24 protein-coding genes and 1 pseudogene are annotated in these 26,417 nt (G+C 71.1%); 15 read left to right on the top strand and 10 right to left on the bottom strand.

Translation table 11 applies throughout. From position 1 onward, the window contains the following. The first annotated feature begins 29 nt into the window (after nucleotides 1-29). Nucleotides 30-1,271, top strand: a complete 1,242-nt coding sequence (locus QMG73_RS09415; RefSeq protein WP_281893814.1) for an MFS transporter — start codon at nucleotides 30-32, stop codon at nucleotides 1,269-1,271. Here the strand turns inward: QMG73_RS09415 and QMG73_RS09410 are convergent. Both QMG73_RS09410 and QMG73_RS09405 read right to left on the bottom strand, forming a co-directional pair. Next, the gene (locus tag QMG73_RS09410) at nucleotides 1,197-1,415 is read right to left on the bottom strand and encodes a hypothetical protein (RefSeq protein ID WP_281893813.1); all 219 of its coding nucleotides are present in this window, start codon (nucleotides 1,413-1,415) and stop codon (nucleotides 1,197-1,199) included. The two genes, QMG73_RS09415 and QMG73_RS09410, sit on opposite strands and share 75 nt — an antisense overlap. Nucleotides 1,416-1,454: 39 nt before the next feature. After that, the gene (locus tag QMG73_RS09405) at nucleotides 1,455-2,225 is read right to left on the bottom strand and encodes a hypothetical protein (protein WP_281893812.1); all 771 of its coding nucleotides are present in this window, start codon (nucleotides 2,223-2,225) and stop codon (nucleotides 1,455-1,457) included. Between the two features lie 219 nt (nucleotides 2,226-2,444). On the opposite strand from QMG73_RS09405, the gene QMG73_RS09400 reads away from it, so the two are divergent. Continuing rightward, complete coding sequence (locus QMG73_RS09400) at nucleotides 2,445-4,781, top strand: alpha/beta hydrolase family protein (protein WP_281893811.1); 2,337 nt, start codon at nucleotides 2,445-2,447, stop codon at nucleotides 4,779-4,781. Nucleotides 4,782-4,834: 53 nt separating this feature from the next. Here QMG73_RS09400 and QMG73_RS09395 read toward each other — a convergent pair whose 3' ends face one another. Then, nucleotides 4,835-5,602, bottom strand: a complete 768-nt coding sequence (locus tag QMG73_RS09395; protein ID WP_281893809.1) for an SDR family oxidoreductase — start codon at nucleotides 5,600-5,602, stop codon at nucleotides 4,835-4,837. Nucleotides 5,603-5,697: 95 nt separating this feature from the next. Next, a complete protein-coding gene (locus QMG73_RS09390; protein WP_281893807.1) occupies nucleotides 5,698-6,339 on the bottom strand; it encodes a hemerythrin domain-containing protein in 642 nt (213 codons plus the stop codon). Between the two features lie 118 nt (nucleotides 6,340-6,457). On the opposite strand from QMG73_RS09390, the gene QMG73_RS09385 reads away from it, so the two are divergent. After that, nucleotides 6,458-7,345 carry a LysR family transcriptional regulator gene (locus tag QMG73_RS09385; protein ID WP_281893806.1) on the top strand — a complete coding sequence of 296 codons (888 nt, stop codon included), beginning with the start codon at nucleotides 6,458-6,460 and terminating at the stop codon, nucleotides 7,343-7,345. 31 nt (nucleotides 7,346-7,376) lie between these two features. Here QMG73_RS09385 and QMG73_RS09380 read toward each other — a convergent pair whose 3' ends face one another. Then, nucleotides 7,377-8,129 (bottom strand): SDR family NAD(P)-dependent oxidoreductase, encoded by a 753-nt coding sequence (locus tag QMG73_RS09380; protein ID WP_281893804.1) that lies wholly within the window; start codon nucleotides 8,127-8,129, stop codon nucleotides 7,377-7,379. A 105-nt stretch (nucleotides 8,130-8,234) separates the two neighbouring features. Here QMG73_RS09380 and QMG73_RS09375 point away from each other — a divergent pair, with 105 nt between their 5' ends. The 5 genes and pseudogenes from QMG73_RS09375 to QMG73_RS09355 all read left to right on the top strand — a co-directional run. Further along, complete coding sequence (locus tag QMG73_RS09375) at nucleotides 8,235-9,083, top strand: helix-turn-helix domain-containing protein (RefSeq protein WP_281893802.1); 849 nt, start codon at nucleotides 8,235-8,237, stop codon at nucleotides 9,081-9,083. 79 nt (nucleotides 9,084-9,162) lie between these two features. Further along, nucleotides 9,163-9,858: a DUF998 domain-containing protein gene (locus QMG73_RS09370; protein WP_281893801.1), complete on the top strand. Its 696-nt coding sequence runs from the start codon at nucleotides 9,163-9,165 to the stop codon at nucleotides 9,856-9,858. Between the two features lie 22 nt (nucleotides 9,859-9,880). After that, entirely contained in the window at nucleotides 9,881-10,249 is a 369-nt protein-coding gene (locus tag QMG73_RS09365) for a YciI family protein (RefSeq protein WP_281893800.1), read from the top strand. Nucleotides 10,250-10,276: 27 nt separating this feature from the next. Next, nucleotides 10,277-11,509: an RNA polymerase sigma factor gene (locus QMG73_RS09360; RefSeq protein WP_407676765.1), complete on the top strand. Its 1,233-nt coding sequence runs from the start codon at nucleotides 10,277-10,279 to the stop codon at nucleotides 11,507-11,509. A gap of 37 nt (nucleotides 11,510-11,546) precedes the next feature. Next, nucleotides 11,547-12,086 (top strand): annotated as a pseudogene (locus QMG73_RS09355) (MFS transporter); the annotation flags it as partial. A 5-nt stretch (nucleotides 12,087-12,091) separates the two neighbouring features. On the opposite strand, the gene QMG73_RS09350 reads toward QMG73_RS09355, so the two are convergent. Continuing rightward, nucleotides 12,092-12,748: a TetR/AcrR family transcriptional regulator gene (locus QMG73_RS09350; RefSeq protein ID WP_281893799.1), complete on the bottom strand. Its 657-nt coding sequence runs from the start codon at nucleotides 12,746-12,748 to the stop codon at nucleotides 12,092-12,094. A 57-nt stretch (nucleotides 12,749-12,805) separates the two neighbouring features. Here QMG73_RS09350 and QMG73_RS09345 point away from each other — a divergent pair, with 57 nt between their 5' ends. The 4 genes from QMG73_RS09345 (at nucleotide 12,806) to QMG73_RS09330 (ending at nucleotide 16,542) form a co-directional block, all read left to right on the top strand. Continuing rightward, nucleotides 12,806-13,966, top strand: a complete 1,161-nt coding sequence (locus tag QMG73_RS09345) for an MFS transporter (protein ID WP_281893798.1) — start codon at nucleotides 12,806-12,808, stop codon at nucleotides 13,964-13,966. 43 nt (nucleotides 13,967-14,009) lie between these two features. Beyond that, a complete protein-coding gene (locus QMG73_RS09340) occupies nucleotides 14,010-14,348 on the top strand; it encodes a VOC family protein (protein WP_281893797.1) in 339 nt (112 codons plus the stop codon). A gap of 105 nt (nucleotides 14,349-14,453) precedes the next feature. Further along, complete coding sequence (locus QMG73_RS09335; protein WP_281893796.1) at nucleotides 14,454-15,908, top strand: alkaline phosphatase PhoX; 1,455 nt, start codon at nucleotides 14,454-14,456, stop codon at nucleotides 15,906-15,908. Nucleotides 15,909-15,936: 28 nt separating this feature from the next. Continuing rightward, nucleotides 15,937-16,542 (top strand): GNAT family N-acetyltransferase, encoded by a 606-nt coding sequence (locus QMG73_RS09330; protein ID WP_281893794.1) that lies wholly within the window; start codon nucleotides 15,937-15,939, stop codon nucleotides 16,540-16,542. A 96-nt stretch (nucleotides 16,543-16,638) separates the two neighbouring features. Here the strand turns inward: QMG73_RS09330 and QMG73_RS09325 are convergent, their stop codons facing one another. Continuing rightward, nucleotides 16,639-17,223 (bottom strand): hypothetical protein, encoded by a 585-nt coding sequence (locus QMG73_RS09325; protein WP_281893792.1) that lies wholly within the window; start codon nucleotides 17,221-17,223, stop codon nucleotides 16,639-16,641. Between the two features lie 188 nt (nucleotides 17,224-17,411). On the opposite strand from QMG73_RS09325, the gene QMG73_RS09320 reads away from it, so the two are divergent. Further along, nucleotides 17,412-20,927 (top strand): nSTAND1 domain-containing NTPase, encoded by a 3,516-nt coding sequence (locus QMG73_RS09320; RefSeq protein WP_281893790.1) that lies wholly within the window; start codon nucleotides 17,412-17,414, stop codon nucleotides 20,925-20,927. 52 nt (nucleotides 20,928-20,979) lie between these two features. After that, entirely contained in the window at nucleotides 20,980-21,624 is a 645-nt protein-coding gene (locus tag QMG73_RS09315; RefSeq protein ID WP_281893788.1) for an ATP-grasp domain-containing protein, read from the top strand. Here the strand turns inward: QMG73_RS09315 and QMG73_RS09310 are convergent. Further along, entirely contained in the window at nucleotides 21,621-22,865 is a 1,245-nt protein-coding gene (locus QMG73_RS09310; RefSeq protein ID WP_281893786.1) for a PQQ-dependent sugar dehydrogenase, read from the bottom strand. The two genes, QMG73_RS09315 and QMG73_RS09310, sit on opposite strands and share 4 nt — an antisense overlap. A gap of 178 nt (nucleotides 22,866-23,043) precedes the next feature. Beyond that, complete coding sequence (locus QMG73_RS09305) at nucleotides 23,044-24,609, bottom strand: condensation domain-containing protein (protein WP_281893784.1); 1,566 nt, start codon at nucleotides 24,607-24,609, stop codon at nucleotides 23,044-23,046. On the opposite strand from QMG73_RS09305, the gene QMG73_RS09300 reads away from it, so the two are divergent. Then, on the top strand, nucleotides 24,608-25,837 hold the full coding sequence (locus QMG73_RS09300) for a cytochrome P450 family protein (protein WP_281893782.1): 1,230 nt from the start codon (nucleotides 24,608-24,610) through the stop codon (nucleotides 25,835-25,837). The genes QMG73_RS09305 and QMG73_RS09300 overlap by 2 nt on opposite strands. On the opposite strand, the gene QMG73_RS09295 is transcribed toward QMG73_RS09300, so the two are convergent. After that, entirely contained in the window at nucleotides 25,821-26,411 is a 591-nt protein-coding gene (locus tag QMG73_RS09295; RefSeq protein WP_281893781.1) for a TetR/AcrR family transcriptional regulator, read from the bottom strand. The genes QMG73_RS09300 and QMG73_RS09295 overlap by 17 nt on opposite strands. Nucleotides 26,412-26,417 lie beyond the last annotated feature (6 nt).

Genomic DNA, 26,417 nt, shown 5'->3' with positions numbered 1-26,417 from the left:
TCAACGGTGGGTTGTTCGGAGGGAGCGGCGTGGGGCGACGGTTCGGGTGGCTGTGGGCGGCGTACGCGGTCAGCGCCTATGGGTCTGGGCTCGGCTTCGGCGCGTTCCCGCTGATAGCCGTGCTGGTGTTGGACGCCAGCCCCGCCGAGGTGTCCGCGCTGGCGGCGGTGGGGCCGGCAGTGGGCGCGCTGATCGCGGTGCCGCTCGGGCCGTGGGTGGAGTTCCACCGTAAGCGGCCGGTGATGATCGCGATGGATCTGGTGCGGTTCGCGCTCCTGATGACGATCCCGGTCGCCTACGCCTTCGGTTGGCTCGGCTTCTGGCAGTTGCTGGTCGTGTCGGCGGTCGTCGCCGCGGCGAAGATTGCCTTCGGTGCGGCCAGCGGTGCCTACGTGAAGACCATCGTCCGGCCGGAGGACCTGCTGGTGGCCAGCGCGAGGTTCGAGTCGACGAACTGGAGTTCCATCGCGGTCGGACCGCCGCTGGGCGGGGCGGCGATCGGCGTGTTCGGGCCGGTCGTCACCGTGGTGGCAAACGCGTTCAGCTACCTGCTGTCGGCGCTCGGGGTCGCCGCCATCCGCGACCGCGAGCAGCGCCCGCGGCGTACGGGCGAGGGCCGGATCCGGGCGGGCGAGCTGCTCGACGGTTGGCGGCACATCTGGACCCATCCCGGTCTGCGGCCGCTGTTCCTCAACAACCTGCTCGTCAGCGGATTGATCATGGCGGCCGATCCGCTGGTGGCCGTGCTCATGCTGGGCGAGCTCGGTTTCCCGCCCTGGCAGTACGGCCTCGCGTTCGCGGCGCCCTGCCTCGGTGGACTCGTCGGCTCGCGGCTGGCCCGCCGGGTCGTGGCCCGGTACGGCCAGTACCGGGTCCTGCGAACCGTCGGCACGCTGCGCGCGGTGTGGCTGATCGGGCTCGCCTTCGTGCAGCCCGGAGTCGCCGGTCTCGCGACGGTGATGGCCATCGAGCTCGCCATCATCGTCAGCATGAGCCTGTACAACCCGGTGTCGGCCGCCTATCGGCTGGCGAACACGCCCCGGGACCTCATCGCGCGCACGCTGTCTGCCTGGTCAATCAGCAGCAGCGTCACCATCGCCGTCCTGAGTGCCCTCGGTGGCCTGCTCGCCACGGTTACGAGCCCGCGCACGGGCATCGCGGTGGCGGGACTGCTCATCCTCGCCAGCCCGCTGCTGCTACCGCGTGTCGAGAGCTCGGCGCCGGGTGAGGTACGGCAGGGCGAACAGGTACAGGCCGGTGCAGATGAGTAGGAAGAGTGGGAGTAGCGGTGAGAGGTACACCCACTCGGCGGGCTCGTCCTGCGTCAGGACGACGACGGTGACGAGGACGACGGAGGCGGTGAAGGCGATGGCCACCCAGCGGTGGAACTGCCGGATCCATTTGCTCCAGGTCATGGAGATGACGCTAGGCGTGGCGCGGCGACGCGCGCTTCTTCAATCCTGCCCAGTCTGCGCCTCGGGTGGCGTCTCGGGCTCATCGGATGCCGCCGGGGAGACCGGCGGTGGCATCCACGGCGCTGAGCTGGCGGGCACGAGGATGTAGCCGGGCGGGACCGGGTAGGCGAACGGGTAGGCCGGCGGGGCGTGGGGTGGCGCTGGCGGGCGGTAGTACCGGTTCGACGGCGGCACCAGCAGGAGCACGGCGACGGCGATCGACGCCGCGAACGCGGTCATGATGAGCAACACTCCGACGTCGGTCAACACCGAGGACAAGCCGGTGGCCTGAAGCTCGTAGAGCTTTTCGTAGAAAGGCGATTCCTCGGACCAGAAGTCTTCCTCCGTCGCCCCCGGATCGTCCCAGGCCAGCAACGGGATGGCCACCAGTGCTCCCAGACCGCCGCACGCGACGCAGAACACCGCCGGCAGCCCGGTGGCGACGCAGGTCAGGATGCGTGCCACGTTGCTTCCGGAGCGGACCGGAAAGGCGGTTCCCGCGTACAGGCCCAGTAGGGCGAGCACGGGCAGGCCGGTGATCACGACCCATTCCACATTGAACGCTCGTTCCATGGCGACCTCGTCCGGATCGGCGTCGGTCAGCCTGGCGGCCTCGTCGATGAGGCCGTCGTAGACGACTGCCTCCACCACGATGCCCACGGCGACCAGCAGGAGCACGGCGACCACGCCGAGCTGGAGCCCGAAGGCGGTCGTCACGGTGGACGGGCGGATCCGGGTGGCGGGCGCCGGATCCCGCGCGGGGATGATCACGCTCGGACCGTACCGATCACGCCGGTCGCCGTCGATCCCCGAGTGGGTCCGTCAGCGGCGGCAATCGGGGGAGGCTGGGCGCGGTAGGTGCGGCATCACTCCACTGTGGACGGCCTGCTGACTGAGGCATTGGTGATTCGCGTTTGGTGTATTAGAGTGACCTCGGGAGCGCTCCCATGCGCGGTCCCATCACAACGGAATACACGGGGGAGGACGTCGATGCGCGTCGGTAGAGGCGTGGCCGCGGCGATGCTGTCGCTTGCGCTCACGTTGGGCGGCGGCACAGCCGCGTGGGCAGATCCAGTCAAACCAGGTGGCGCACCGGCCAAAACGGCACTGCCGGACGGCTGGCAGCTACGAAGCAGCGGATCAGGGTTCGAGCTGGTCTGGCGCACGGAGAATCCGGTGCCGATCGGCAACGCGATGGTCGAGTTCCACGCCGGTGGCCGGCTGCTCGGATGGCCGGTGGCCGAGCCCGATCAGCGGACGTTCCGGCTCGTCATCAACGATGTGGCGGCACGCGATCTGACCGACCCGCAGGTCCGCGCGGCGGGACGGCGCCTCGACGCCACCGAGGTCGACAGCCGCCGCGGCACCGCCGCGCAGCCGGCTCTCGCGGCGGACCTGCCGCCAAACGCCGTCGATCCGGGGACAGCCGGTCCCTACACCACTATCTCCGGCGAATACACGCTGCCCGACGTCAGCCTTCCGGGCCTCGCCGCGCCGGTGGAGATGCGCGGGTTCGTCGTGGCGCCGCAGGGCACCTCGGGCCAGCGCCCGCTGGTGCTGTTCCTGCACGGGCGGCACGCCACCTGCTACCAGGGCACCGCGCAGCCGACGCTGGCCTGGCCCTGCCCGGCCGGCTGGACACCGGTGCCCAGCCACCTCGGATACCAGCGGGCACAGCAGCTGCTGGCGTCGCAGGGGTACCTCACCGTGTCGATCGCGGCGAACGGCGTCAACGCGCAGGACGGCGTCCTGATGCCGCCGGCCGATGGCGGCGCTCAGGCGCGGTCGTCGCTGGTGCGGATCCACCTGGGCCGCTGGGCGGACTGGGCCGGCACGGGCCGCCCGACCGCACCCGACGTGGTGCGCAACTCCCCGGTGCCCGACATGACGCGGGTGATGCTGGTAGGTCACTCGCGCGGCGGCGAGGGTGTCAGCAAGGCGGCGGTCGACAGCCTCACACGACCGCCGGCCGCCGTCGACGGATACACCGGCACCGTGCGCTGGCAGATCCGCGGCCTGACGCTGATCGCTCCCACGCTGCTCGCGCAGAACCCGCAGCCGGACGTGCCGTCGCTGACGATCCTGTCCGACTGCGACGGTGACGTCTGGGACCTGCAGGGCCAGCAGTACATCGACGCGACCCGCGGGGTCGGTCGTGGGTTCGCCCTGCACGGCTCGGTCTTCGTGATCGGCGCCAACCACAACTTCTACAACACCGAATGGACACCGGGGCTGTCCGTGTCGCCGTCGTTCGACGACGCGAACTTCCACGACCCGGTCTGCGGGCAGGGTCGGCCCACTCGGATCACCCCCGAGCAGCAGCAGAAGGTCGGTGCCACCTACACCGCCGCCGCGGCGGCGACGTTCGTGGCCGGCAACGACCAGGTCCGCCCGTTGCTGGACGGTTCCGGGGTACGGGCACCGTCGGTCGACCCGGTGGTCGTGCTGAGCCACGGGGTGGGCGCCAACCGCACGCCGTTCATCGTGCCGGGCGCGTCCACTGTGGTCAGTGGCACCGACGGCCTGCTGTGTGACGTGGTCACGGCCACGCAGACGCCGACCTCGTGCGACGGCGGTGGCCCGCACTTCGACCAGTTCGATCCGGTCAAGCCCGAGGCGGGGCGGCAGGCGGTGCGGGTGACCTGGACCGCGCCGGGCACCCCGGTCGTGATCCGGCCGGCGGCGCCGGTCTCGTTCTCGAACGCGCAGTCGCTGGCGCTGCGGGTGGTCCTCCACGGTGGCGCGCCGAGCACCACGTTCGACGTCGCCATCGCCGACTCCGCCGGCCGGCGGGCCGTCCTCGGCTCGCAGACGCTCGAACCGTTCGTCCGGCAGACCTGGGCACGGGAACTGCGGATGCCGCTGACGAACGCCGTCTCGGCCGGGCTCAACATGAGTCAGATCGCGCGGCTGGAGATCGTGCCGCGTACTGGCGGCGAATGGTCCCGCATCTGGGTGTTCGACGCCTGGAACTGGCGTGCCGGCCTGCCCGCGCCGCAGACGGCCAGCCTGCCGCGGGTCGACCTGGGCGAGCGGACCGTCCAGGAGGGCAACTCGGGCACCGTCACCTACCAGGTGCCGGCCCAGGTCTCCGGCAGCGGCAACGGCCAGGTACGGGTCTTCGTCGTGGACCCGGTGACCGGCCTCGCCACCGCCACCCTCGTCACCATCACGCCGGGCGCCACCACGATCAACATCCCGATCCAGGTGACCGGCAACACCACTGCCGGTGACGGTCGCACGTACATCGTGGCCGTCAAAGCCGTCAGCGGTGTGTCGGCCGGCGACGCCTACGGGGCGCTGACCGTCCAGGACGACGACGTGTAAACACTCTCTTCGTGGGCGGTGACTTCACCGGTCACCGCCCACGAAGGTTTCCGTTACGCGCCGCTGAGCCAGTCGGCGTAGGTCGGTCCGGCGAGGGTGGCGTGCGAGCTGGGCAGCAGGCCGCCGTTCTCGAACAGGTCGCGGTCGGGGTTGGCCGGGTCGCTCACCTCCTCGATCCGGGCCGGGCCGCCACGCCGGGCAGCCAGCAGCCGGGCGGCGTCGGCGAGGTTCTCCTCCCGCGGCCCAGCGATCTCGGGGTACGGCCGTCCGGTCACGTCCGCGTCCGGATCGGTGGCCACGTCGACGAGCGTTTCGGCGACGGTTCGGGCGGCGACCAGCTGGGTGCGCATTTTGGGGACGTACGCGACGTCGCCCTGGGTGCCCCAACCGACCAGCTGCTCGACGAATTCGTGGAACTGCGCCGCCCGTACGACCTGGGTGGGGATCGGGCCGGCCAGTGCTTCCCTCTCGTGGGCAAGTTTGGCCGCGTTGTAGCCGCTCGTCGAGGCGTCGATGCCGATGATCGACACCACCACCATCCGGCGGACGCCGGTCTTGTGCCCCGCCTCGTGCAGGTTGCGGGCGGCGGCCGTGAAGAACTCGGTGGCCGGCCCCTGCTCCGGCGACGGCGTACTGGACACGTCGATGATCACCTCGACGCCGTCGAGCGCCTCGACCAGACCGGCCCCGGTGACGACGTCGACGCCCGTGGAGCGTGAGATCGGTACGACGCGGTGGCCGCGTTCGGCCAGTACCTCGGTGACATGTCGACCGACCCGTCCGGTGGCCCCGGCGACCGCGATCGTGGTGGCTTTCCGCATGATGGTTACCGTCCTTCGATGATGAGCTGTCAGTGGGATGACCCGGCGCGGCACGGAAACGTGACCGGTCGGGCAAGAAAATCTGCGATCGGTTCTCAGCCGGCGGTGTGCGGGCTCCACCGGTCCAACGCGGCGTAGGCGGGCTGCCACTGGGCGGCGTAGGCGGCGCGGGCCGGTTCGGGCAGCGGGGCCAGGATCGTCTTCACGGTCCGCTCGCTGGCGCCCTCCAGCAGCCAGGGCAGCAGGCGGGACGCGTCGGGCCCGATCCGCTGGCCATGGACCTGGCCGAAGTGTGCCCACTGCTGCGGGGTCGCGAAGGCCTGGATCAGCGGTAGCGCCTGGTCCTCCTCGTGCTTGAGGTGTCCGTTCAGGCCGACGACGAGGGAGTCGGCGAGGTCGCCGAGACGGTCCAGTCCGGCGCCAGGATCGGACAGAGCCGCCTGAATCGCCTCGATGACCTCGTCGATGACGGCGTGTTCTGCCTCCATCGCCTCCAGCAAGGCCAGCTCGTCGGGCCGCCGCGCCAGCGTTTCGCGCAGCGCGGGCCACAACGCGTCGTCCTCGGCGGTGTGGTGGACGTGCAGCGACCTGGTGAACAGTTGCCAGCCGGCGGCGGTGCGCAGGATGGTCCGCGGGTCGCTGTCGACCCGGACGGTGATTCGGGCGATGTGCTCAAGTTCCCGTCGCAGCGCGTCGTGCATCGCATACATCGCGGTCACGTCAAGGGTGTCGCTCATGGTCTCGCCTTCGGTTGCGGTGTGATCTCCTCAACCCTGTATCGGCGCTTCACCTGCATCAACGCGCGATTCCGTATGATCGACATAACGTGCGCCTTATGACAGCGAACAGGAAGCCATGGAGCTACGCGACATCGAGATCTTCCTGACCCTGGCCGAGGAGCTGCACTTCGGGCGTACGGCTGCGCGGCTGCACGTGTCGCAGGCGCGGGTCAGCCAGGCGATCGCCCAGCAGGAACGCCGCTTGGGCGCTGCCCTGTTCGAACGCTCCAACCGCCGTCAGATCAGCTTGACCGCGGTCGGCCGGCAACTCCGCGACGACCTGCGCCCGGTCTACGCCGGACTGCACGACAGCCTGGAACGCGCCCGGCTGGCCGCCCGTGGCATCACCGCCGTGCTGCGCGTGGGGATGGTTTCGGTCAACGTCCAGGACCTGCGTCCGTACTGGGACGCCTTCCGCACCCGCCACCCTGAGTGCAAGTTGAGTGTCCAGTACGCGCCCTTCGTCGACCCGTTCGTCGGGCTCCGGCGCGGAGACATCGACCTTCTGGTCACCTGGCTCCCGGTCGATGAACCCGATCTCACCGTAGGCCCGGTCCTGTTCGCCGAGGACCGGGTGCTTGCCGTGTCCGCCGAGCATCGACTCACCCGGCACGCCTCGGTATCCCTGGAGATGGTCAGCGACTTCCAGCACTCCGACACCGCGGGACCCGACTACTGGAAGAACGGCTTCGTGCCATCCCACACCCGCGCGGGCCGGATGATCGAACGCGGCCCCATCGTGCGGAACACAGAGGAGATTTTCACGCTGGTCAGCCTCGGCGAGATCGTCAATCTGTTTCCCAGCCACATGACCCGATACTGGACCCGGCCCGATATCGCCTACCTGCCGGTCAACGACATGGCCGCCCTGCCGTACGCGGCGGTGTGGCGCACCGAGACCGAGAACGACCTCATCCGCGCCTTCGTGCGGACCGTCCGCGACCTCGGTGCCCACACCGCCTGACAGCTGCGGCCTGCAACCGTGCGGCGGCGTGCTATGCGCCGCCGTTGACGGTGATGGCCTGGCCGGTGATGCCGGTGTTGGCCGCCGAGCCCAGGTAGACGACCGCGCCCGCCACCTCGTCGGCGTCCAGGAGCCGACCGACCGCCGCCAGCGCGCTGTAGTGCGCGCCGGCCGCCTCGACGATGTGCGCGTTGGTGTCGGTGCGGGTCAGGCCGGGAAGCACCACATTGGACAGGATGTCGCCGTCCGCGCCGAGCGACCGCGCGGCCGAGCGGCTGAACCCGTGCAGTGCCGCCTTCGCCGCGGCGTAGTACTCCCCGCCGGCCATGCCGTCGGCGGCGATCGTCGACGAGATGTGGACCAGCCGGCCGAAGCGGTGCGCCCGCATGACCGGTGCGACCGCCCGGGACAGCCGCACCGCGCCTTCGACGTTGGCTCGCAGCGTGGCTACCCAGCCGTCGTCCGGTACCCGCTCGAACGGCCCCTCGGGCACGGCGGTGCTGCCCCAGACGACCGCGTTGTTGACCAGTACGTCCACCCGACCGGTCCACTCCAGCGCGGCCGACACCAGCGCCGCCGCGCCCTGCTCCTCGCTCATGTCGTACCGGGAAACCAGCGCCCGATCGCCGATCTCGACCGCGAGCTTGTCCGCCTCGGCGCGCGATGTCGAGTACGTGAGCACCACGCTCGCGCCCTCGGCGGCGAACCCTCGTGCGATCGCGCGACCGAGCCCGCCGGAGGCTCCGGTGACGATTACCGTGCGACCCTCAAGTCCCATATCCATGCGGTTCACGCTGCCGGCGCGGAACACGTGTAGGGAGGCCGCCGTTAGGCTGGCCCTCTCAGGGCCACGCTATGCGCGCCGGTGCCCGGGTAGCGTGGAGTCGCGATGAGTGACAATGAATTGGGCACATATCTACGGGAACGCCGAGAGGCTCTGACACCGTCGGCGGTGGGGCTTCCGGTGGGGTCCCGGCGCCGCACACCTGGCCTGCGCCGCGCCGAGGTCGCGACGCTCGCCGGGCTCAGCGTCGAGTACCTCACCCGGATCGAGCAGGGCCGCGACCGGCACCCGTCGACGCAGATACTCGGCGCGCTCGCCGACGCGCTGCGCCTCACCACCGACGAGCGGCTCCGGCTGCGCATCCTGGCCAAGGCGGCCGACGGCGCGCTCGTCTGTCACGAGGTCCAGCCGCCGGCGGTGACGGTCCGCCCGACGGTGCGTGCGCTGCTCGACAGGCTGGAGCCCACCCCGGCGTCCGTGGTGAACCGGCTCGGTGACGTGCTGGCGTACACCACCGCGTACGAGCGGCTCGCCGGCCCGCTCGGGCTGCTGGACACCGATCCGCCCAACCTCGTCCGGTTCGCCTTCACCGACGCTCGGGCCCGCTCGGCGTACCCGGACTGGGAACGGGTCGCGGACGCGCGCGTCGCCACGCTGAAAGCGGACTTCGGGCCACCCGACCCGCACGTTCGCGAGCTCGTCGACGAGTTGACGGTCACCGCGGGGGCGGCGTTCGCTGACCGGTACCGGCTGATCACCGGCGGCGAAGCGCGCAGCGGCGTCGAGCGGCTGCGCCACCCCTCAGCCGGCGAACTGCGCATGGCGTACGAGAGCCTGGTCCTGCCAGACGCAGACCAGCAGCGACTCGTCACCTACCTGCCGGCCGACGACGCGGCCGCGGCGGCGCTGGACCGGCTCGCCGGCCGTAGGCCCGGCGCCCTCCGCGTCGCGTAAAAAATCTTGAGAAGGGTTGTCGGAATCCGTCTTCTTCGTTCGAGGGCCAGGTAGAGACCTCGAAACGAAGGAGTCAGCCATGACTACGAGCACCTCGTCCCAGTGCACCACCTCGTCCCAGTGCACCACCTCGTCTCAGTGCACCACCGCCGCCCGGATCACCAGGTCCCTGCTCGGTTACGGCGTCCTCGCCGGCCCGCTCTACGTCGGCGTTTCGCTCGCGCAGGCGTTCACCCGCGACGGTTTCGATCTCAGCAAGCACGCGTGGAGCCTGCTGGCCAACGGCGACCACGGCTGGATCCAGATCGTGAACTTCATCGTCACGGGCCTGGCGACCATCGCGGCGGCCGTCGGCCTGCGCCGGGTGCTGGATCGCCGGCTGGCGCCGGCCTTGATCGCCGCCTACGGCGCCAGCCTGGTCGGCGCCGGAATCTTCCGCGCCGACCCGGCACAGGGCTTTCCGCTGGGTACGCCGGAGACCGCGACGATCAGCTGGCACGGCATCCTGCACCTGGTGGTCGGCGGCGCCGGCTTCGTCTGCCTCATCGTGGCCTGTTTCGTACTGGCCAAGCACTTCACGCGTGAGCGCCGGCGCGGCCTCGCCTGGTTCTCCCGCGTCACCGGCGTGGCCTTCCTCGCCGGGTTCGCGGGCATCGCCAGCGGCTCGCACGGGCCGACCACGCTGGCGTTCGTCGCGGCGGTCGTGCTCGTCTGGGCCTGGCTCGCCACGGTCTGCGTCCACTACTACCGCGCCCTCGCGGACGCGGCCGCCTAACAAAGACTGAAAGGATTCCCCTATGCGCTATCTGACTCTGCTCAAGGCGACCCAACCGGCCGGCCCGCCGCCGCCCGAGCTCATGGAGGCCATCATGGCGCTCGGCGCCGAAGCCACCGCGGCCGGCGCCCTGCTCGACACCGCTGGCCTTGCGCCCAGCGCCACCGGCGCCATGGTCAACGTGTACGGCGGCAAGCTCAGCGTCACCGACGGGCCGTTCGCCGAGGCGAAGGAGACCATCAGCTACGCGCTCTACCAGGTGCGTTCCAAGGAGGAGGCGGTCGAGTGGGCGTCTCGCTTCATGGGCCTGCATCGCGACCTCTGGGACGGCTGGGAAGGCGAGACCGAGGTGCTCAAGGTCATGGGTCCGGAGGACTTCGGTCCCGCGTAGTCCGCGGATGAGGCAGGATCGGTGGCCGTGACGGCTACCGATCCTCGCCGTGCGGTGGAGACCGTGTGGCGCATGGAGTCCGCGCGGATCGTGGCGGCGCTGGCCCGGCTGGTGCGCGACGTGGGGCTCGCCGAGGAACTCGCGCAGGACACGCTGGTCATCGCGCTGGAGCAGTGGCCCGCCACCGGGGTACCGGACCACCCGGCCTCGTGGCTGATGGCCACCGCCAAGCACCGGGCCGTCGACGCGCTGCGCAGGCAGGGCCGGTACCGGGAGAAGCTCGAACTGATCGGCCGGCAGACGCCCGAGGCCGAGGACCCCGACATCGCCGCCGCGATGGACGACTACGTCGGCGACGACCTGCTGCGGCTCGTCTTCACCACCTGCCATCCGGTCCTGTCGACCGAGTCCCGGGTGGCGTTGACCCTGCGCCTGCTCGGCGGGCTCACCACCGAGGAGATCGCCCGGGCCTACCTGGTGTCGGAGTCGACGGTCGGGCAGCGGATCACCAGAGCCAAGCGGACGCTGGCCGAGAAGCGGATCCCGATCGAGCTTCCGCCGCCGGCCGAGGCGGCCCAGCGGCTGGCCTCGGTCCTCGAGGTGATCTACCTGATCTTCAACGAGGGGTACGCGGCGACGGCCGGCGACGACTGGATGCGGCCCACCCTCTGCGAGGAGGCGCTGCGGCTGGGCCGGATCCTCGCCACCCTGGCGCCCGAGGAGCCCGAGGTCCACGGGTTGGTGGCGCTGATGGAGCTCCAGGCGTCACGCACCGCCGCACGGACCGCGCCGGACGGCTCGCCGGTACTGCTGCAGGACCAGGATCGGCGGCGCTGGGACCGGCTGCTGATCCGCCGTGGATTGGCCGCGCTCGCCAAGGCCGAGGGCACGTGGGGCCCGTACGTCCTGCAGGCCTCGATCGCGGCGTGCCACGCCCGCGCCGCCCGCGCCGACGACACCGACTGGCCGCGGATCGCGGCGCTCTACGAGGTACTGGCGCACGTCTCGCCCTCGCCGGTGGTCGACCTCAACCGCGCGGTCGCGGTCGGCCACGCGCACGGACCGGCCCGCGCCCTGCAGATCGTCGACGGCCTGGACCTGCCGGGCTACGCGCTCGTACCGGCCGTGCGCGCCGACCTGCTCGCGCGGCTGGGACGGGCCGCGGAAGCCAGGCGGGAGTTCGAGCGTGCGGCGGCGATGACCCGCAACGCTCAGGAGCGGGCGTTGTTCGAGGCGAGGGCCGCCGCGCTGCGGGTTTAACCGGGTGCGGCTGGGCGGACGCCGCACGTAGGGTGCTCTGCTGCTGACCATCCTGATCTTCAACCTCACCTTCGGCGCGGCCTGGTCGGTACTGGTGCTCTACGCCACCGAGCGGCTCGGCCTCGGCTCCATCGGCTTCGGCCTGCTCACGACGGTCTCGGCGGTCGGCGGCCTGCTCGGCACCAGCGTCTACGGCTGGCTCACCCGGCGCGTGAGCATGGGCAACGTGATGCGCGCCGGGCTCATCATCGAAACCCTCACCCACGGCGCCCTCGCGATGACGACCTCGGCGTGGGTCGCCATGCTGATCTTCTTCGCCTTCGGCGCCCACGCGTTCATCTGGCACACGACCTCACTCACCGTCCGGCAGCGCGCGGTGCCGGCGCACCTGCAGGGCCGCGTCACCAGTGTCAACACCATCTGCGTGTACGGCGGACTGGTGATCGGTTCGGCGATGGGCGGCGGCCTGGCCACCCACTACGGGGTCACGGCACCGTTCTGGTTCGCGTTCGTGGGATCGGCGGTCTTCGTCGTACTGCTCTGGCGGCAGATGACCCACATCACCCACAGCTCCTAGCGGTACTAGCGGTAGATGTGCAGGAACGCCTTGACGCCGGCGGTGACGATGTCGGTGATCTCTTCCTGGGGGAGCGGGACGGCGCCGTAGAAGGTCTGCTGGTTGATGTCCGCGATTGTCAGCAGTGTGAGGTGGCGGGCGGCGCGGTCGGCGTCGTCCAGGCGCAGCAGCCCGCGGTCGGCGATCTTGCGCAGGTATGGCGCGAGGCGTAGGTGTGCCGTTTGCGGTCCGGCGTCGATCCAGGCTCTGAGCATCGGTCGCGGGATGTGGGTTGCTTCCGCCTCGAGGGCGCGCACGAGTGCGAAGTGGTCGGGGAAGGCGGTGACCGCGGCGACGCGGTCGAGCGAGAAGTCGATCAGATCCTGTTCCAGATCGACGATCTTGCGTAGGTGGCGGTCCATGATCTGAGCGATGGCGGCGGTCACCTCGTCGGCGCCTTCGATCGCGACCGCCAGGAAGAGCTGTTCCTTGTCCGCGAAGTGGTTGTAGACGGTGCGTTTGGAGACGCCCGCCTCGGCGGCGATCGCGTCGACGCTGGCACGCGTGTAGCCATCACGGCCGAACACCCTGCGAGCCGCCTCGGCGATGGCTCGCCGTTTCTCCGGCCAGCCGCGAGGCTCGTGCTGGCGCGGCCCCGTCCGCGCCTTGTTGAGATTCGTCATAGTTCGAATTTACACTGAGCGGTGTAGTTGCTCAACTAAACGGTGTAGTTTCGCTACGTGGTTCCCGTCCTGTACCTGGCACTGCTGGCAGCCCCGCTGGCGCTGAGCGCGAACAGCACCACCACGGTCATCCCAGACCTGGCGGGCGACCTGGGCCTGTCCATCACGGACGCGACCTGGACCGCCACCGCCTTCGGCTGGGCCACCGTCCTCGGCGCCCCGCTCGCGACCGGCCTGATCCGCCGCTACGGCATGCGCTTCGCCGTGTACGCACACGCGGTACTGGTGATGGCCGGCACGGTCCTCGTGGTCGCCGCGCCGGCGCTGCCCGTGCTGCTCGCCGGGCGCGCCGCCCAGGCCGCTGGCGGTGGCGGGCTCGCCCTGGTCGCCATGGCGTTGGCTGGCACCGCCCGGCGGACCGGCGTCGTCACCGCGTCCATCGGCCTGCTCGGCGCATTCGGGCCGCTGGCCGGTTCCACGCTCGGGGCGGCGTCCTGGCGGCTGCCGCTCTGCCTGTCGCTGGTCGCCCTGCCCGCGATACCCCTCGTCATCCGGCGCCTTCCACCGCGCGACCGCGACACCGCGCCGACCACGACGGACGTCACCGGTATCGCGCTGGTGATGACCCTGGTCAGCGCGCTGGTCCTGATCGCCCGGCTGCGGGTGCCCGCGCTCATCGCCGCGATGGTCGCGGCGGTACTGCTGGCGGCGCACATCCGGCGGCGACCCGACGGTTTCGTCCCTACCGCGGTGCTCCGGTCGGCCGTTTTCCGCACCGCCGTCGCGACCGCGTTCACACTGTCCACTTCGTACTTCCTCGTGCTGTACACGGTGCCAAGACTGCTGGAGGAGCACCGGTCGCCGGGCTGGATCGGCACCATGACGCTGGCCGCGCTGGCCGCCGGCTCGCTCACGTCGATGCTCTTCGCGACCAGGACCGCCCGGCTCGGTCCCACGGTCACCCGCACCGTGCTCCTGGCGACCGGAGCCACCGCTCTGGTCCTGACCGTGACGGCGCCGGGGCCCGCCGCCGAGGTCGCCGCGACCGGATTCGCCGTCTTCGCCACCACGGCGGCGCTCGCCTGGTACGCCGCCCGTGTCGGACGGGCCGCGCCCGAGGGCCACCGGACCGGAGCGTTGGGCCTGTTGACGCTCTGCTATCAACTCGGCGGAGCGTTCGGCCCGGCGCTCGCGACCGTCCTGATCCGCACGACATAGTTGATCAATTGGCAGCGGACTGCCACGACAGAAGGAGCATGGCATGGAAGTAACGGGGCTGGGTTGGCTGGGCACGCGTACGCCGCACGACGTCGCGCTGGCGGACTTCTACGGCAAGGTACTCGGACTGCCGCTGGTCTTTCAGGAGCCCGGGTTCTGGGTTTTCCGCCTTCCGGACGGCCGTGACGTCGAGGTGTTCGCCCCGGACTATCCGGGCAAGGAACACTTCACGACCGGCCCGGTCGCGGGGTTCGCTGTGCGTGACCTGGCGGCGGCCGTCGAGGAACTGAAGGCCGCCGGTATCGAGTTGGTCGGCGAACCGGGACCCACCTGGCAGCATTTCCGCGGCCCGGACGGCAACATCTACGAGCTCTGCACCTGACTCTTACCCTCGATGTAACCAGCCGGTCACGTGAACGGCGCGCCGGGGTTGGCCCGCGGGAGTTGGCTGCTCGTCGTCGCACCTCTCTGAACAGGAGATACTCACGTGCCCGCCTCTCGTCGTAACCTCCTCGGCAGCGCGGCCGCCGGCGTCGGCATTGCCGTCGCCGGCGGTTTCCCGTCCCTCGCGCAGGCCCACCCGAACCAGCCCCGGCCGGCGGGTGGCCCCGGTCGCAGGCCGTTCCCGCCGCTCGTCGACGACCCCGACGGGATTCTGGCCCTCCCCGAGGGCTTCCGGTACGCGATCGTCACCCGGGCCGGCGTCACCCGGCTCGACAAGGGGCAGGGGCTGACCCCGGCCGACCACGACGGCATGGCCGTGTACAGCGCGGGCAATGGCCGGTACACCCTGATCCAGAACCACGAGATCGACCCGGGCGCCAGGTTCGGCGTGCCGCACGTCAAGGGCACGGTCTACGATCCCGGCGCGGTCGACGCCGGTGGCTGCACCGTGATCAGGACCGATCGTGCGGGCCGCAACCTCGGTGAGTTCGTCGCGATCTCCGGCACCGTCAGCAACTGCGCCGGCGGTCCCACCCCGTGGGGAACGTGGCTGACATGCGAGGAGACCGAAGACCGCGCCGGCGACGGATGGGAGGAGGGCGGCCGGTCCGGCGCTTTCCAGAAGGATCACGGCTACGTCTTCGAGGTGTGGGCCGACGGCAGCGCCGACCCGCGGCCGATCAAGTGCCTTGGCCGGTACTCCCACGAAGCACTGGCGATCGACAAGGACCGGACGAGGATCTACCTCTCCGAGGACGCCGACGAGCCCAACGGCCTCTTCTACCGGTGGACCGCACCCCGCGGCGTCAAGCTGGGTCCGGGCGTTCTCACGCGTCTCGCCGCCGGCGCCGGCACGCTCGCCGCGATGCAGATCATCATGGACGACGGCTCGGTACTGCCCGACGTCGCCTACCTGACCTCCGCCCAGATGGGCCGTCCTTTCCCCGCGCGGTGGATCGAGGTGCCCGAACGGGACGCGCACACCACACCCGTACGCGAGCAGTTCACCGACGGCCAGGTGACCCGCGGCAGGAAGTTCGAGGGCGTTTGGGGTACCGATGAGGGCGTGTACGTCGTCAACTCCTACGCCTGGGACGAGGGCGACCTCCCGGCGGACGCCGCGCCGCACGACGGCATGGTCTGGTTCTACGACTACCGCGCCCAGACCATCCAGCTCGTCGCGTACTTCCCCCACCAGGCCACCGAGGAGGACGGCGCACCGGCCAAGTACGGCGACCTGACCTTCGACGGTCCGGACAACGTCACGGTCACCCCGTGGGGAAGCCTCGTACTGGCCGAGGACGGCGCCGGCGCTTCCCACGTGCTCAGCGCGATCCCGGGCGGCCCGACCTACGCCATCGCCCGCAACCAGCTCAACGACTCGGAGTTCTGCGGACCGACGTTCACCGCCGACGGCAAGGTGCTCTTCGTCAACATGCAGGACCCCGGCCTCACCCTTGCCATCACCGGCCCCTGGGAGAGATACCTGGGCGGATGACGCACACCCAGTGTGTGATCGTTGTCGGATGCCGCAACCGGTTCTGCGTACCGCCCGCCTGCTACTGGTCCCACTCGCGGACCGGCACTTCGAGCTTGAGGTCCAGCTCGATTCCGATCCCGAGGTGCTCCGCTACCTCGGCGGGCGGGCGCGATCCAGGGATGAGGTGGCCATCTCCCACGCGCGGCGGATGGCCCTGGCGGGCAAGGTGGATGGCCTGGGCTACTGGATGGCGTTCGGATCCCATGGTGGCCGGCACGGCTCGACGCCGCCGGAGCGTGAGGACGAGGGCGACTTCATCGGGCTCATGATGCTTCCGCCAGCGCACGGCCCCGATCAACCCGACGATCCGACCGTCGCCGAACTGGGTTACCGCCTCGTCCGCCGGTACTGGCGGAAAGGCTTGGCCAGTGAGGCATCCCGTGTCCTGCTGCGGCACGCCTTCGACACCGTCGGGCAGAAGCGGGTGATCGCGCAGACCATGGCCGTGAACGTTGGGTCTCGGGGCGTGATGGAAGCCATCGGTATGCGATACGTGCGCACATACTTCCCCGCTGACGGTGAGCCGCTGCCGGGAGCGGACTCGGGCGAGGTCGAGTACGAGATGACCCGCGGCGCATGGGAGGCGGGCTGACCGCCCCTTTTGGGGGCGGCCAGCTTGATCCGTTCGTCAGTGCAGGTGTTCGTCAGTGCAGGTGTTCGTCAGTGCAGGTGTCAGTGCCAGGTTTGCTCAGTGCCACGTGTTCGTCGACCAGAGTGCGCGCCAGCCGCTGTCGTACACGACGACGTTGCCGTCCGCCTGGACCGCGAGCCGCGCCCCGGTGCGGCAGCACGTGTTAGACGCCCACAGGGGCCCGCTGTAGCCGCTCGTGCTGTTGTACACGACGAAGTTGCCGTCGAATCCCTGGAACTCGGCCCGCTGGCCGGCGTACTTGTGCGTGGCCCACCGCGCGACGTTGTTCTCGTCGTACACGACCAGGTTGCCGTCGGTCTGCATGCGGAGGCTGGCCTTGCCGATCTGGCAGACGTAACCCCGGTACAGGATGTCGTTGGGCAGGAACCATGCCTGCACCCCCGAAATCGTGCCCAGCGTCGGCGTCACCCCGTAGTACTCGCAGTAGGGCGAGTACGCGGCCAGCGTCCTCCCGCTCGGCCGGGCTGTTCCCGGCTCCAGCGTGGCGGTCGCGGCCGTGACGACCTGCTTCTCGGGTACGGGCGCTGGCGCCACCGGCTTCGCCGCCGCCGTTCCCGTCCACGACGCGAGCAGCAGTGCTCCGAGGAGCATGCCGAGCGCGCCCTGCCTGACTCGGTTCATTGGTTCCCCTGTCCTTAGTTGGATGCCCCCGAGTGGGCCCATGGCCAGAGAAAAGCAGCGCCGGAGTTTGTTCGGCACCCCGGTGCCGCCGCGAACAACGCGCGAACGGTCGATAGTGACCGGCTTTGTACAGATGAATGCCAATCGATGCCTGGTGCTGATTAGCTGTCGGACGGAGGTGATGTGGTATGCCACGTCCTGAACGTCCGTTGGATTCCAGCGGGGGACCGGTCGAGACGCTTGCGGGGCAGCTGCGGGGGCTGCGTCGAGCGGCGGGCAATCCGGGATATCGAGAGTTGGCCACCAGGTGCGAGTTCTCCATGACGGTACTGGCCGACGCCGCTGGCGGCCGGCGGCTGCCGAGCCTGCCCGTGACGCTGGCGTTCGTCCGGGCCTGCGGCGGCGACCCGGTGGAGTGGGAACGGCGGTGGAGTGCCGCGGCGGCGGAGTGCGCGGCCTGGCGATCGGGCGACGATGAAGCGCCGTACCTCGGGCTGCGGGCGTACGGTACCGCCGACGCGCACCGGTTCTTCGGCCGGGACGAGCTGGTCGCCCAGCTGCTGAGCACGCTGGAGCGGCGGCGGTTCGTCGCCGTGTTCGGCGCGTCCGGCAGTGGCAAGTCGTCGCTGCTGAGGGCGGGCCTCATCCCGGCCCTCGACGATTCCGTGCTGCTCACCCCCGGCGCCGACCCGGTCGCTGCCCTGCGCCAGGTGGCCGACTCGCCGGGCTGCGTGGTCGTGGTCGATCAGTTCGAGGAGTTGTTCACCCTCTGCCGGGAGCCGGCCGCGCGGGACAAGTTCGTCGACGAGCTGACCGCCATGGCAGGCAGGGTCGTGATCGGCGTACGGTCGGACTTCTTTCCGCGCTGCGTCGAACTGCCGGCGCTGGCCCGGCTGCTGACCGAGGCGACCGTGCCGGTCGCGCCGCTGACCACGGACGAACTGCGCCAGGTGGTCACCGAGTCGGCCCGGCACGCCGGGCTGAGCGTCGAACGGGCGCTGCTCGCCAAGGTACTGGCCGACGCCACCGGCCAGCCTGGCGCCATGCCGGTGCTGTCCCACGCGCTGCTGGAGACCTGGCGCCAGCGGCGCGGAGACATGCTGACCCTGGCCGGCTACGAGGCCGCCGGCGGCATGGCGACGGCGATCGCGCGGACGGCGGAGGCGGTGTACCAGCGCCTGAGCGCCAGCCAGCGGGAGACCGCCCAGCGGGTGCTGACGCGGCTGGTCGCCGTGGGCGACGGGCTGCTGGACACCAGGCGCCGCGTCGATCGGCGCGAGTTGGACTTCCCGGGGGTGGACGCAGTGCTGCGGGAGCTGGCCGACGCCCGGCTCGTGGTACTGGAGCAGGACACCGTCGAGATCGCCCACGAGGCGCTGATCGAGGCGTGGCCCCGGCTGTCCGGCTGGCTGAACGCCGACCGAGACGCGCTGCGGCTACACCGGCGGCTCACTGAGGACACCCGCGTCTGGCAGGCGCTCGGCCGGGACGCCGGCGCCCTGTACCGGGGGGCGCGCCTCGCTGCCTGGGACGGCGATGACGGCGCCGGGCTCAACGCGGCGGAGTCCGCGTTCCTGGCCGCCAGCCGGCAGCGGGCCGCCGACGAGGTGGCGGGGCGCCGCCGGCGGACCCGGCTGGCACTGACCGCGCTCGCCACCACGATGGTGCTGGTCAGTGCGCTGGCGGCGGTGGCGCTGGCCCAGGGCAGCCGGGCGCGCGACGAACGTGACCAGGCGATCGCCCAGCGGCTCATGTCGGAGGCGCGGGCACAGCGGGAGCAGGATCCGCTGCGCGCGTTGACGCTGGCGCGCCAGGCGTACGACACCTGGCCGAACGTCGCGGCCGAGATGGTGCTTCGTCAGGCCGTGGCCGACGACCTCCTGGTGGGCTCGGTGACCGGCCACCAGGGGCACGCGACCGGGGTGGCCTACAGCCCGGACGGCCGCCTGATGGCCAGTACCGGCACGGATCACACGGTACGGGTGTGGTCGCGCCGGGATGGTGCTGTGACGGCGGTGCTGCGGGGGCACGCCGATGACGTGTGGAGCCCGGTGTTCAGCCCGGACGGGCGGCGGGTGGCCAGCGCGGGTCGCGACGGCACCGTCCGGATCTGGCCGGTGGACGGCTCCGGCGCGGCCGTCGTGCTGCGCGGGCACAGCGGCGGCGTCTCGAGCGTCGCGTTCAGCCCTGACGGAGGGCGGTTGGCCAGCGCCGGAGATGACAGCACCGTACGGATCTGGCGCGCCGACGGGACCGGCACGCCGACCATCCTGCGCGGCCACGCCGGTCGGGCCTGGGGCGTGGCGTTCAGCCGCGACGGGCGGCGGCTGGCCAGCAGCGGGTACGCGGACCGCACCGTACGGATCTGGGATCTCGTGGGGCAACACGCCCCGCTGGTACTGCGTGGGCACGACGACCTCATCAAGAGCCTGGCGTTCAGCCCTGACGGGACCCGGCTGGCCAGCGCGAGCCAGGACGGCACCGCGCGGGTGTGGCCGACCACCGGAGCCGGCACGCCCGTCGTGCTGCGGGGCCACGAGGGTTCGGTGGAGGCCGTGGCATTCAGCCCGGACGGCGCGTGGCTGGCGACGGCCAGCGACGACAGCACTGTGCGCGTGTGGAACCCGACCGGCGCGGAACCGGCCGCACACCGCAATCCGCGGGTATTGCGGGGGCATCGCGGCACGGTGTGGGCGGTCGCCTTCAACCCCGACGGCACGGAGCTGGCGAGCGCGGGCGAAGACGGCAGCGTACGCATGTGGGATCCGCGAGGACCCGGCGATCCGCTGCTGTTGCGTGGCCACGCGGGGGCGGCCTGGACGGTGGCCACCACCCCCGATGGCCGGCGCGTGGTCAGCGGAGGCGAGGACGGCACGGTACGGGTCTGGGACGTGGGCCACCCCGGCAACGCGCTCGTACTGCGCGGCCACGACGGCGACGTCCCCGGGCTCAGCGTCAGCCGGGACGGAAACCTGGTGGCCAGCGCTGGGCTCGACGGCACCGTACGGCTCTGGGACCTCAACGAGGACCGCCCCCCGCTCGTGCTGCGCGGTCACCGGAACGCGGCGTGGATGGCCGCGTTGAGCCCGGACGGGCGGTACATCGCCAGCGCCGGCGCCGACGGCACGCTGCGGATCTGGGACACCCGGGGTACGTCACCGCCGCTCGTCCGCCACGCCGACGAGGCGCAGATCCGGTACGCGGCGTTCAGCCCCGACGGCCGGCGGGTCGCCACCGCGGGCGCGGACGGGACGGTACGGATCTGGGACACCGAAGGCCGGGCCGACCCGCTGGTGCTGAGCGGCCACCAGGGGCTGGTGTGGGCGGTCGCGTTCAGCGCCGACGGGACCCGGCTCGCCAGCGCCGGAAGCGACGGTACGGCGCGCGTCTGGTCGCTCGCCGGCGACCGCGCTCCCGTCGTGCTGACCGGGCACCGCGGCTTCGCGTGGCACCTCGCGTTCAGCCCCGACGGGTCCTGGCTGGCCACCACGGGGCACGACGACACCGTCCGCCTGTGGCGTACCGATCAGGCCGGCGAGTCCATCACCTATGGCGGCTTCGTCGCCTCCGCCGAGCACGTCGCCTTCGCCACCGGCGGGCCTCGGCTGGTCACCACGCACGGCGACGGCACGGTGCGAGCCTGGCTCTGCCGGGCGTGCCTGCCGATCGAGCAGATCCTGGCCATCTCGGAGAACGCGGGATGAGGCACCGGCCGGCCACCCCTCCCGGTCGTCCACGCAGTGGCAGTATGTGTCCGTGCTTTTGCTGGTACCCGCTGATGTTCTCCGTCCTCGCCGCGTCGACGAGCACTTCGCGGTCGAGGCGCGCGCGGCACGCGGTGTCGGGCTGGATGTCGCGGTGGTCGACCACGATGCGTTGGCCCGCGCCGGTGACGCCGACCGGGCTGTCGCCGCGGTGCCCGCCGACGGTGGTGAGGCGGTCTATCGCGGCTGGATGCTGAGCAGTGACCGGTACGCGGCGTTCGCGGAGGCGTTGCACCGGCGGGGTGTGCGGCTGCGGACCGCGGCGGCGCAGTTCCGGCGGGCGCACGAGCTGCCCGGCTGGTACGCGGCCCTGGCGGCGCTCACACCAGCGTCAGTGTGGACGGTGGGGACCGCCAGGACCGAGTTCACCGGGGCTGAGGTGCGCACCTGGTGGGTCGACGGCGCCTGCCACCTGGTCGGGCCGCACCCGGATACACCGGACCAGTTCCCTCCCGAGAGCCTCGACCTGACCGGACTCGCGCCGCTGGTCGCTGGTCTTGGCCTGTCCTTTGTGACCGTGGACCTCGCCATGCGATCCGACGGCGTGTGGCGGGTCATCGAACTGGGCGACGGCCAGGTCAGCGACCGGCCAGCCACCACCGCGCCCGAAGAACTGATGACCGCATTACGCGCCTAGCGATTTGCCACCTTGTCGCCGGAGGCTGGCTGCACCCGCTCGAACCGTACCCGGCTCAGCCATCCCGGGAGGTCGCTGAGCGCGTACAGCTCGCCGTGCACGTCGGTGTCGATCGCGGTCGGCTGGATGGGGAAGTTGCCGATCGTGGCGGACTCGTAGCCACCGGTGGGTTTGGGGCGCACCGCGAACGCGAGAGTCGAGCAGTAGTCGCTCGCGATGTAGGTCCCCCACGCCTCCGGGGTGGCCGTTCCTCGATACACCACGCCGCCGGTCACCGAGCAGCTCTCCGTCATGAAGTGTTCGTACTCGAAGACCGGATCGGTGTATCGCACGCCCGGCCGGCACTGCTCCGGGTCGAAGATCGGGGTGCCCTCTTTGCAGGACCAGCCGAGGTTCGCCCCGCGCTGCCACGGGCGGATGTGGTTGATCTCCTCGACCAGGCCCTGGCCGACATCACCGATCCACAGCGAGCCATCGACCGGGTCGACCGAGAATCGCCACGGGTTGCGCAGCCCGTACAGCCAGATCTCCGGCCGTGCGCCGCGCCTGCCGACGAACGGGTTGTCGGAGGGCACGCAGTAGGGCTTCGCCCCGCAGGTGCGGTTGACGTCGATCCGCACGATCTTGCCCAGTAGGGTGCCGAGGTTCTGGCCGGACTTGAACGGGTCGTTCGCGTGGCCGCCGTCGCCGAGGGACCAGTAGAGGTAGCCGTCGCGGCCGAAAGCCACCTGTCCGCCGTTGTGGTTGCCGTATTCGGCGTGCTCCTGGGTGAGCAGCACCTGCAGCCGTTCAGGAGCGCCGAGGCGCACCCGCGCCAGGGTCAGCGCGCCGGCCGGCAGGCTGGTGTAGGCCACGTAGAGGAGCCCGGTGCGCGCGAAGTTCGGCGCGGGCGTGATGCCGAGGAGGCCGCGCTCGTTGTCCGACGTGTCGATCCGGGCGGTGAGGTCGAGCACGGGCTCAGCCGCCAAGCCGGTGTCGGGGTGGTAGGCGCGGACGGTGCCGTCCTTCTCCGCGATCAGCATCCGGCCGTCTGGCAGCCCGGTGAGCGCGATCGGACGCTGCAGACCGAAGGCGACCTGTTCGGATACCACGGTCAGCTCGGTGAGCGGCACCGCGCTGGTGCGGGATGTGCCGGCCGCGGCGGTGCCGGCGACCGACGGCGGTGGCAACAGCAACGCGGACAGGGCGAGAACGAGCAGGCCGGCCAGCATCATGGCCGGGCGACGGCGCCGTCGCGACATGTTTCAGCTCCTCGGGCAGAGTGGCGGACGCAATCTGGGAGCCCTCCCAACATACATTGACTTGTGCCAATATCCAACCCGCCATCTTGTCGCCCGTGGCCGCGAAGCGATCTATCGATGTTGCATTGCGTCGCTCACCGTGACAGAGTGATCGACGTTTGGTGATTCGTTGGGTGGGTTAGGGGCCGTCGTGGTCGAGCGGATCGCGCCCGCTCGCCGGCCGCCGCCCGTTCAGGATGTACCGGCGCGGTGCCAGCACGTCGGTGCGGCCCGCCAGCGCGCCCATCACGAGCGCGTGGGCGGCCTCTGGTGTGTCCACATCGGAGGCCAGGTGGGCGGTCAGGTCGGCGTCGACGGTCACATCAGCGGCCCGGCACGCGATCCGGAGCACATCGGCGACCGCCGACGGGTCGTACCAGTCGGGGCCGGCCCGCCGCCAACCAGCCGGCCGGCGCACCGGCTCCAGCCCGGCCGTGTCGGCGATGTGAGACGCCGGCACGTCACCGTCGGCCACCCCGCGCAGTACGAGCGCCTCCACGGCCCGCAGCAGCGCCCACCCGGTGTCCCGGCTCAGGTACGCGGTGTCGGCGAGCACGAACAGCAGGCAGGTGTCCGGCGCGTACTCCAGGGTGAAGAACGCGCGGGCCCGCGCTCGCGGCGTGCTGAAATCGACGAAGAACCTGGTCTTCGCCGGGTCGGCGTCGGGCACCGACCAGGATCGCCCCATCCGCAGGTCGTTGAAGAACGCGAGCAGGTCCAGCGACGCGCCCCGCTCGTGCCGCACCGCACCCTTGAGCGCGTCCAGCTCGTACGGGTCGTAGCGGCCGTACCGGTAGGCGCGCTTGGCCGCGTTGTGTCCATCGTGGACGATACCGCGCAGGGTGGGTGCCGCCAGGTCCACCGCGAACAGACCGTCCTGCGCCGCCTTGCCGACCATGCCGCGCAGGGGTGCCTCGCGCCGGTTGCCGCAGATCACGCGCAGTGCCGCGGTATCGTGCCCGCCCAGCGTGGCCAGCGCCACCCCGGCGGTGGTCGCGAGCAGGCTGCCCACGCTCACCCCCCACCGCTCGGCCAGCATTGGCGCGGCGGCCGCGAGGGCGGGCGAGTCCATACCCAGCCGCACGAACCGCTCCGGCTCCGGTGTCCGCTCCGGAAAGTCCAGCAGCGAACGGGGTGCCCGCTCCAGGATGGACCGCCAGTGCGCCAGCGCCTCGACGTTGTGCCGCACCGCCTCCGGCGTCGCCTCGGCCGCCGCCTGGTCGAGCGGGTGCCAGGTGGGTTCCGGCAACGACTCACCCCGCACGAGCGCCGGAAACTCCGCCGCGAGAGTCATCATCGCAGACCAGTCGGTGGACAGGTGCGAGGTCACGAGGGCCACGGCGGTGCCGTCGACGATGGCGCATCGCACCGGTACGCCGTCGTCGTGGCGGAACCGCTCGGCCGCCAGCTCGGCCAGTACCGCCTCCGGGTCGCCGGTGCGCGTCACGACGTCGAGCGAGCCGGAACGCAGTACCCGCTGCGCGCCGTCCGGGTACGTGGTGCGAAGCGCCTCGTGCCGATCGACCAGGCGCCGGAGCCCTTCGCGCACGACGTCGTCGTCACTGCCGGCGGGCACCGGCAACAGGTACGGCACGTTGAGCGACGCCTCGTGTGGACCCAGCCAGTCGATCCACCGCCGGGTCGAGCGCTGCCCCCAGGTCAGCGGCGCGTCGCCGCCTCGCGCACCACAGAAGGAGATGAGCATGGATATCCAATATGAACTGTCCGCCGACTTCACACAATGGCCGGACGGCTTTCTCGACCGGTTGCGCGAGCGCGGGCCGATACACCGGGTGCGTCTGCTACCCGACGACGACGTGTGGCTCGTCACGTCCTATCAGGACGTTCGCGCCGCGCTCTCCGAGCCGGGACTCAGCAGCGACGACAGATACGTCAACGGCACCGGCGAGGGCGACCAGCTCGGCGGCAGCATGCTCACCGCCGACCCGCCCGACCACACCCGGCTGCGCCGGCTGGTGTCCGCCGCCTTCACCCCGCGCCGGGTCGAGGGACTGCGGCCCGCCATCGCCCGGATCGCCGGCGAGCTGCTCGACTCGATCGCGCCCCTGGGCAGCACCGACCTCATGGCCAGCTACGCCCTGCCGTTGCCCACCCGGGTCATCTGCGCGCTGCTGGGCGTACCCGATGAAGACCGCGACCAGGTGCGGGCCTGGTCCGACGCGCTCTTCGTGGCGCCCGTCGACGCCGCCGCGGTCGCTGACGTGCTCGCCGCCCGGTCCGCGCTGCGCGGTTACCTGGCGGAGCTGCTCGCGGCGAAGCGCCGCGAGCCCGGCGACGATCTGCTCAGCGCGCTCTGCGCGAAGCGCGATCCGCTGACCGACGGCGCAGTGCTCACCGACGACGCTCTGCTCACCCACGACGCGGTGCTCACTGATGACGAGCTGGTCGCGACCGGCGTGCTGCTGCTGGTCGCGGGCCACGAGACCACCGCGGGGCTGATCGCCGCGGCGACGCTGCGATTGCTGACCCACCCGGACCTGCTGGCCCGGGTACGCGAGGACCGCGCGCTGCTGGCCCCGGCGCTCGAGGAGTCGCTGCGGATGGACGGCGCCGTCGTGCTGGGCGTGGTGCGATACACCAAGCGGGATGTCACGATCGCCGGCGTGCGGATCCCGGCCGGCGAGGCCGTGATGCTGTGCACGCCGGCCGCCAACCGCGACCCTGCCCGCTTCGCCCACCCCGACATCGCCGACCTCGCCCGCCCCGAGAACCCGCACCTGAGCTTCGGGCACGGCATCCACTTCTGTCTCGGCGCGCCGCTGGCCCGGCTGGAGGCCGGCATCGCGCTCGACGCGCTGCTCGATCGCCTGCCGGACCTGGCGCTCGCGGTGCCCCCGGCGGAGATCCGGTGGCGCTCCAGCGCCGTCCGCCGGCTCGCCGCCCTGCCCGTCCGGTTCACCCCATCCTCGTGAGCCGGTCGAGGTGCGACTTGAGTATGTCGGCGGCCACGTCCCGGGTGAGGTAGCCGACCAGTACGTGCGTGGTGAGGCCGTCCGCCAGCGCGAGCAGGGCGCGGGCCTGGCCGCGGGCATCGGTGACGCCCAGGGCGGAGACCAGCCGTTCGAGCATGACCTCGACGAGCTCGTAGTTGCGCCGCAGGACGTCGGCGAGTAGCGGACTGACCGCGGCGCGGGCGACGAAGGCGAGCCAGACGCGTGCCTCGTGCTGGTACGCGGGATCGAGCAGGGCGATCTCCGCGGCCACCCGCGTCAGGTCGCCGGCGTTGGTCGAGCCGCCCGCTATCCGTTCGGTCACGCGCTCGGAGATGTGGCCCAGGGCGAACAGGAGCATCTCGTCCTTGGTGCCGAAGCACCGCTGCACCGCTCCCATGGAGACACCGGCGCGGGCGGCGACGTCTCGCAGCGTGACGCCGTCCATGCCGTGTTCGTCGGCGAGCAGGCACACCGCCTCGGCTATGCGCCGGCGTTTCTGCTGCCGATCGGTTGCGCGGCTCAGCGTGACCTCCAAAATCCGATGCGGTTGCATCGGCTT

It is taken from the genome of Phytohabitans aurantiacus, assembly GCF_027923225.1.
In the GTDB taxonomy this organism is placed as follows: Bacteria; Actinomycetota; Actinomycetes; order Mycobacteriales; family Micromonosporaceae; genus Phytohabitans; species Phytohabitans aurantiacus.
Note: the sequence above shows the minus strand (reverse complement) of the source record. Positions and strands in the feature narration are given on the sequence as shown.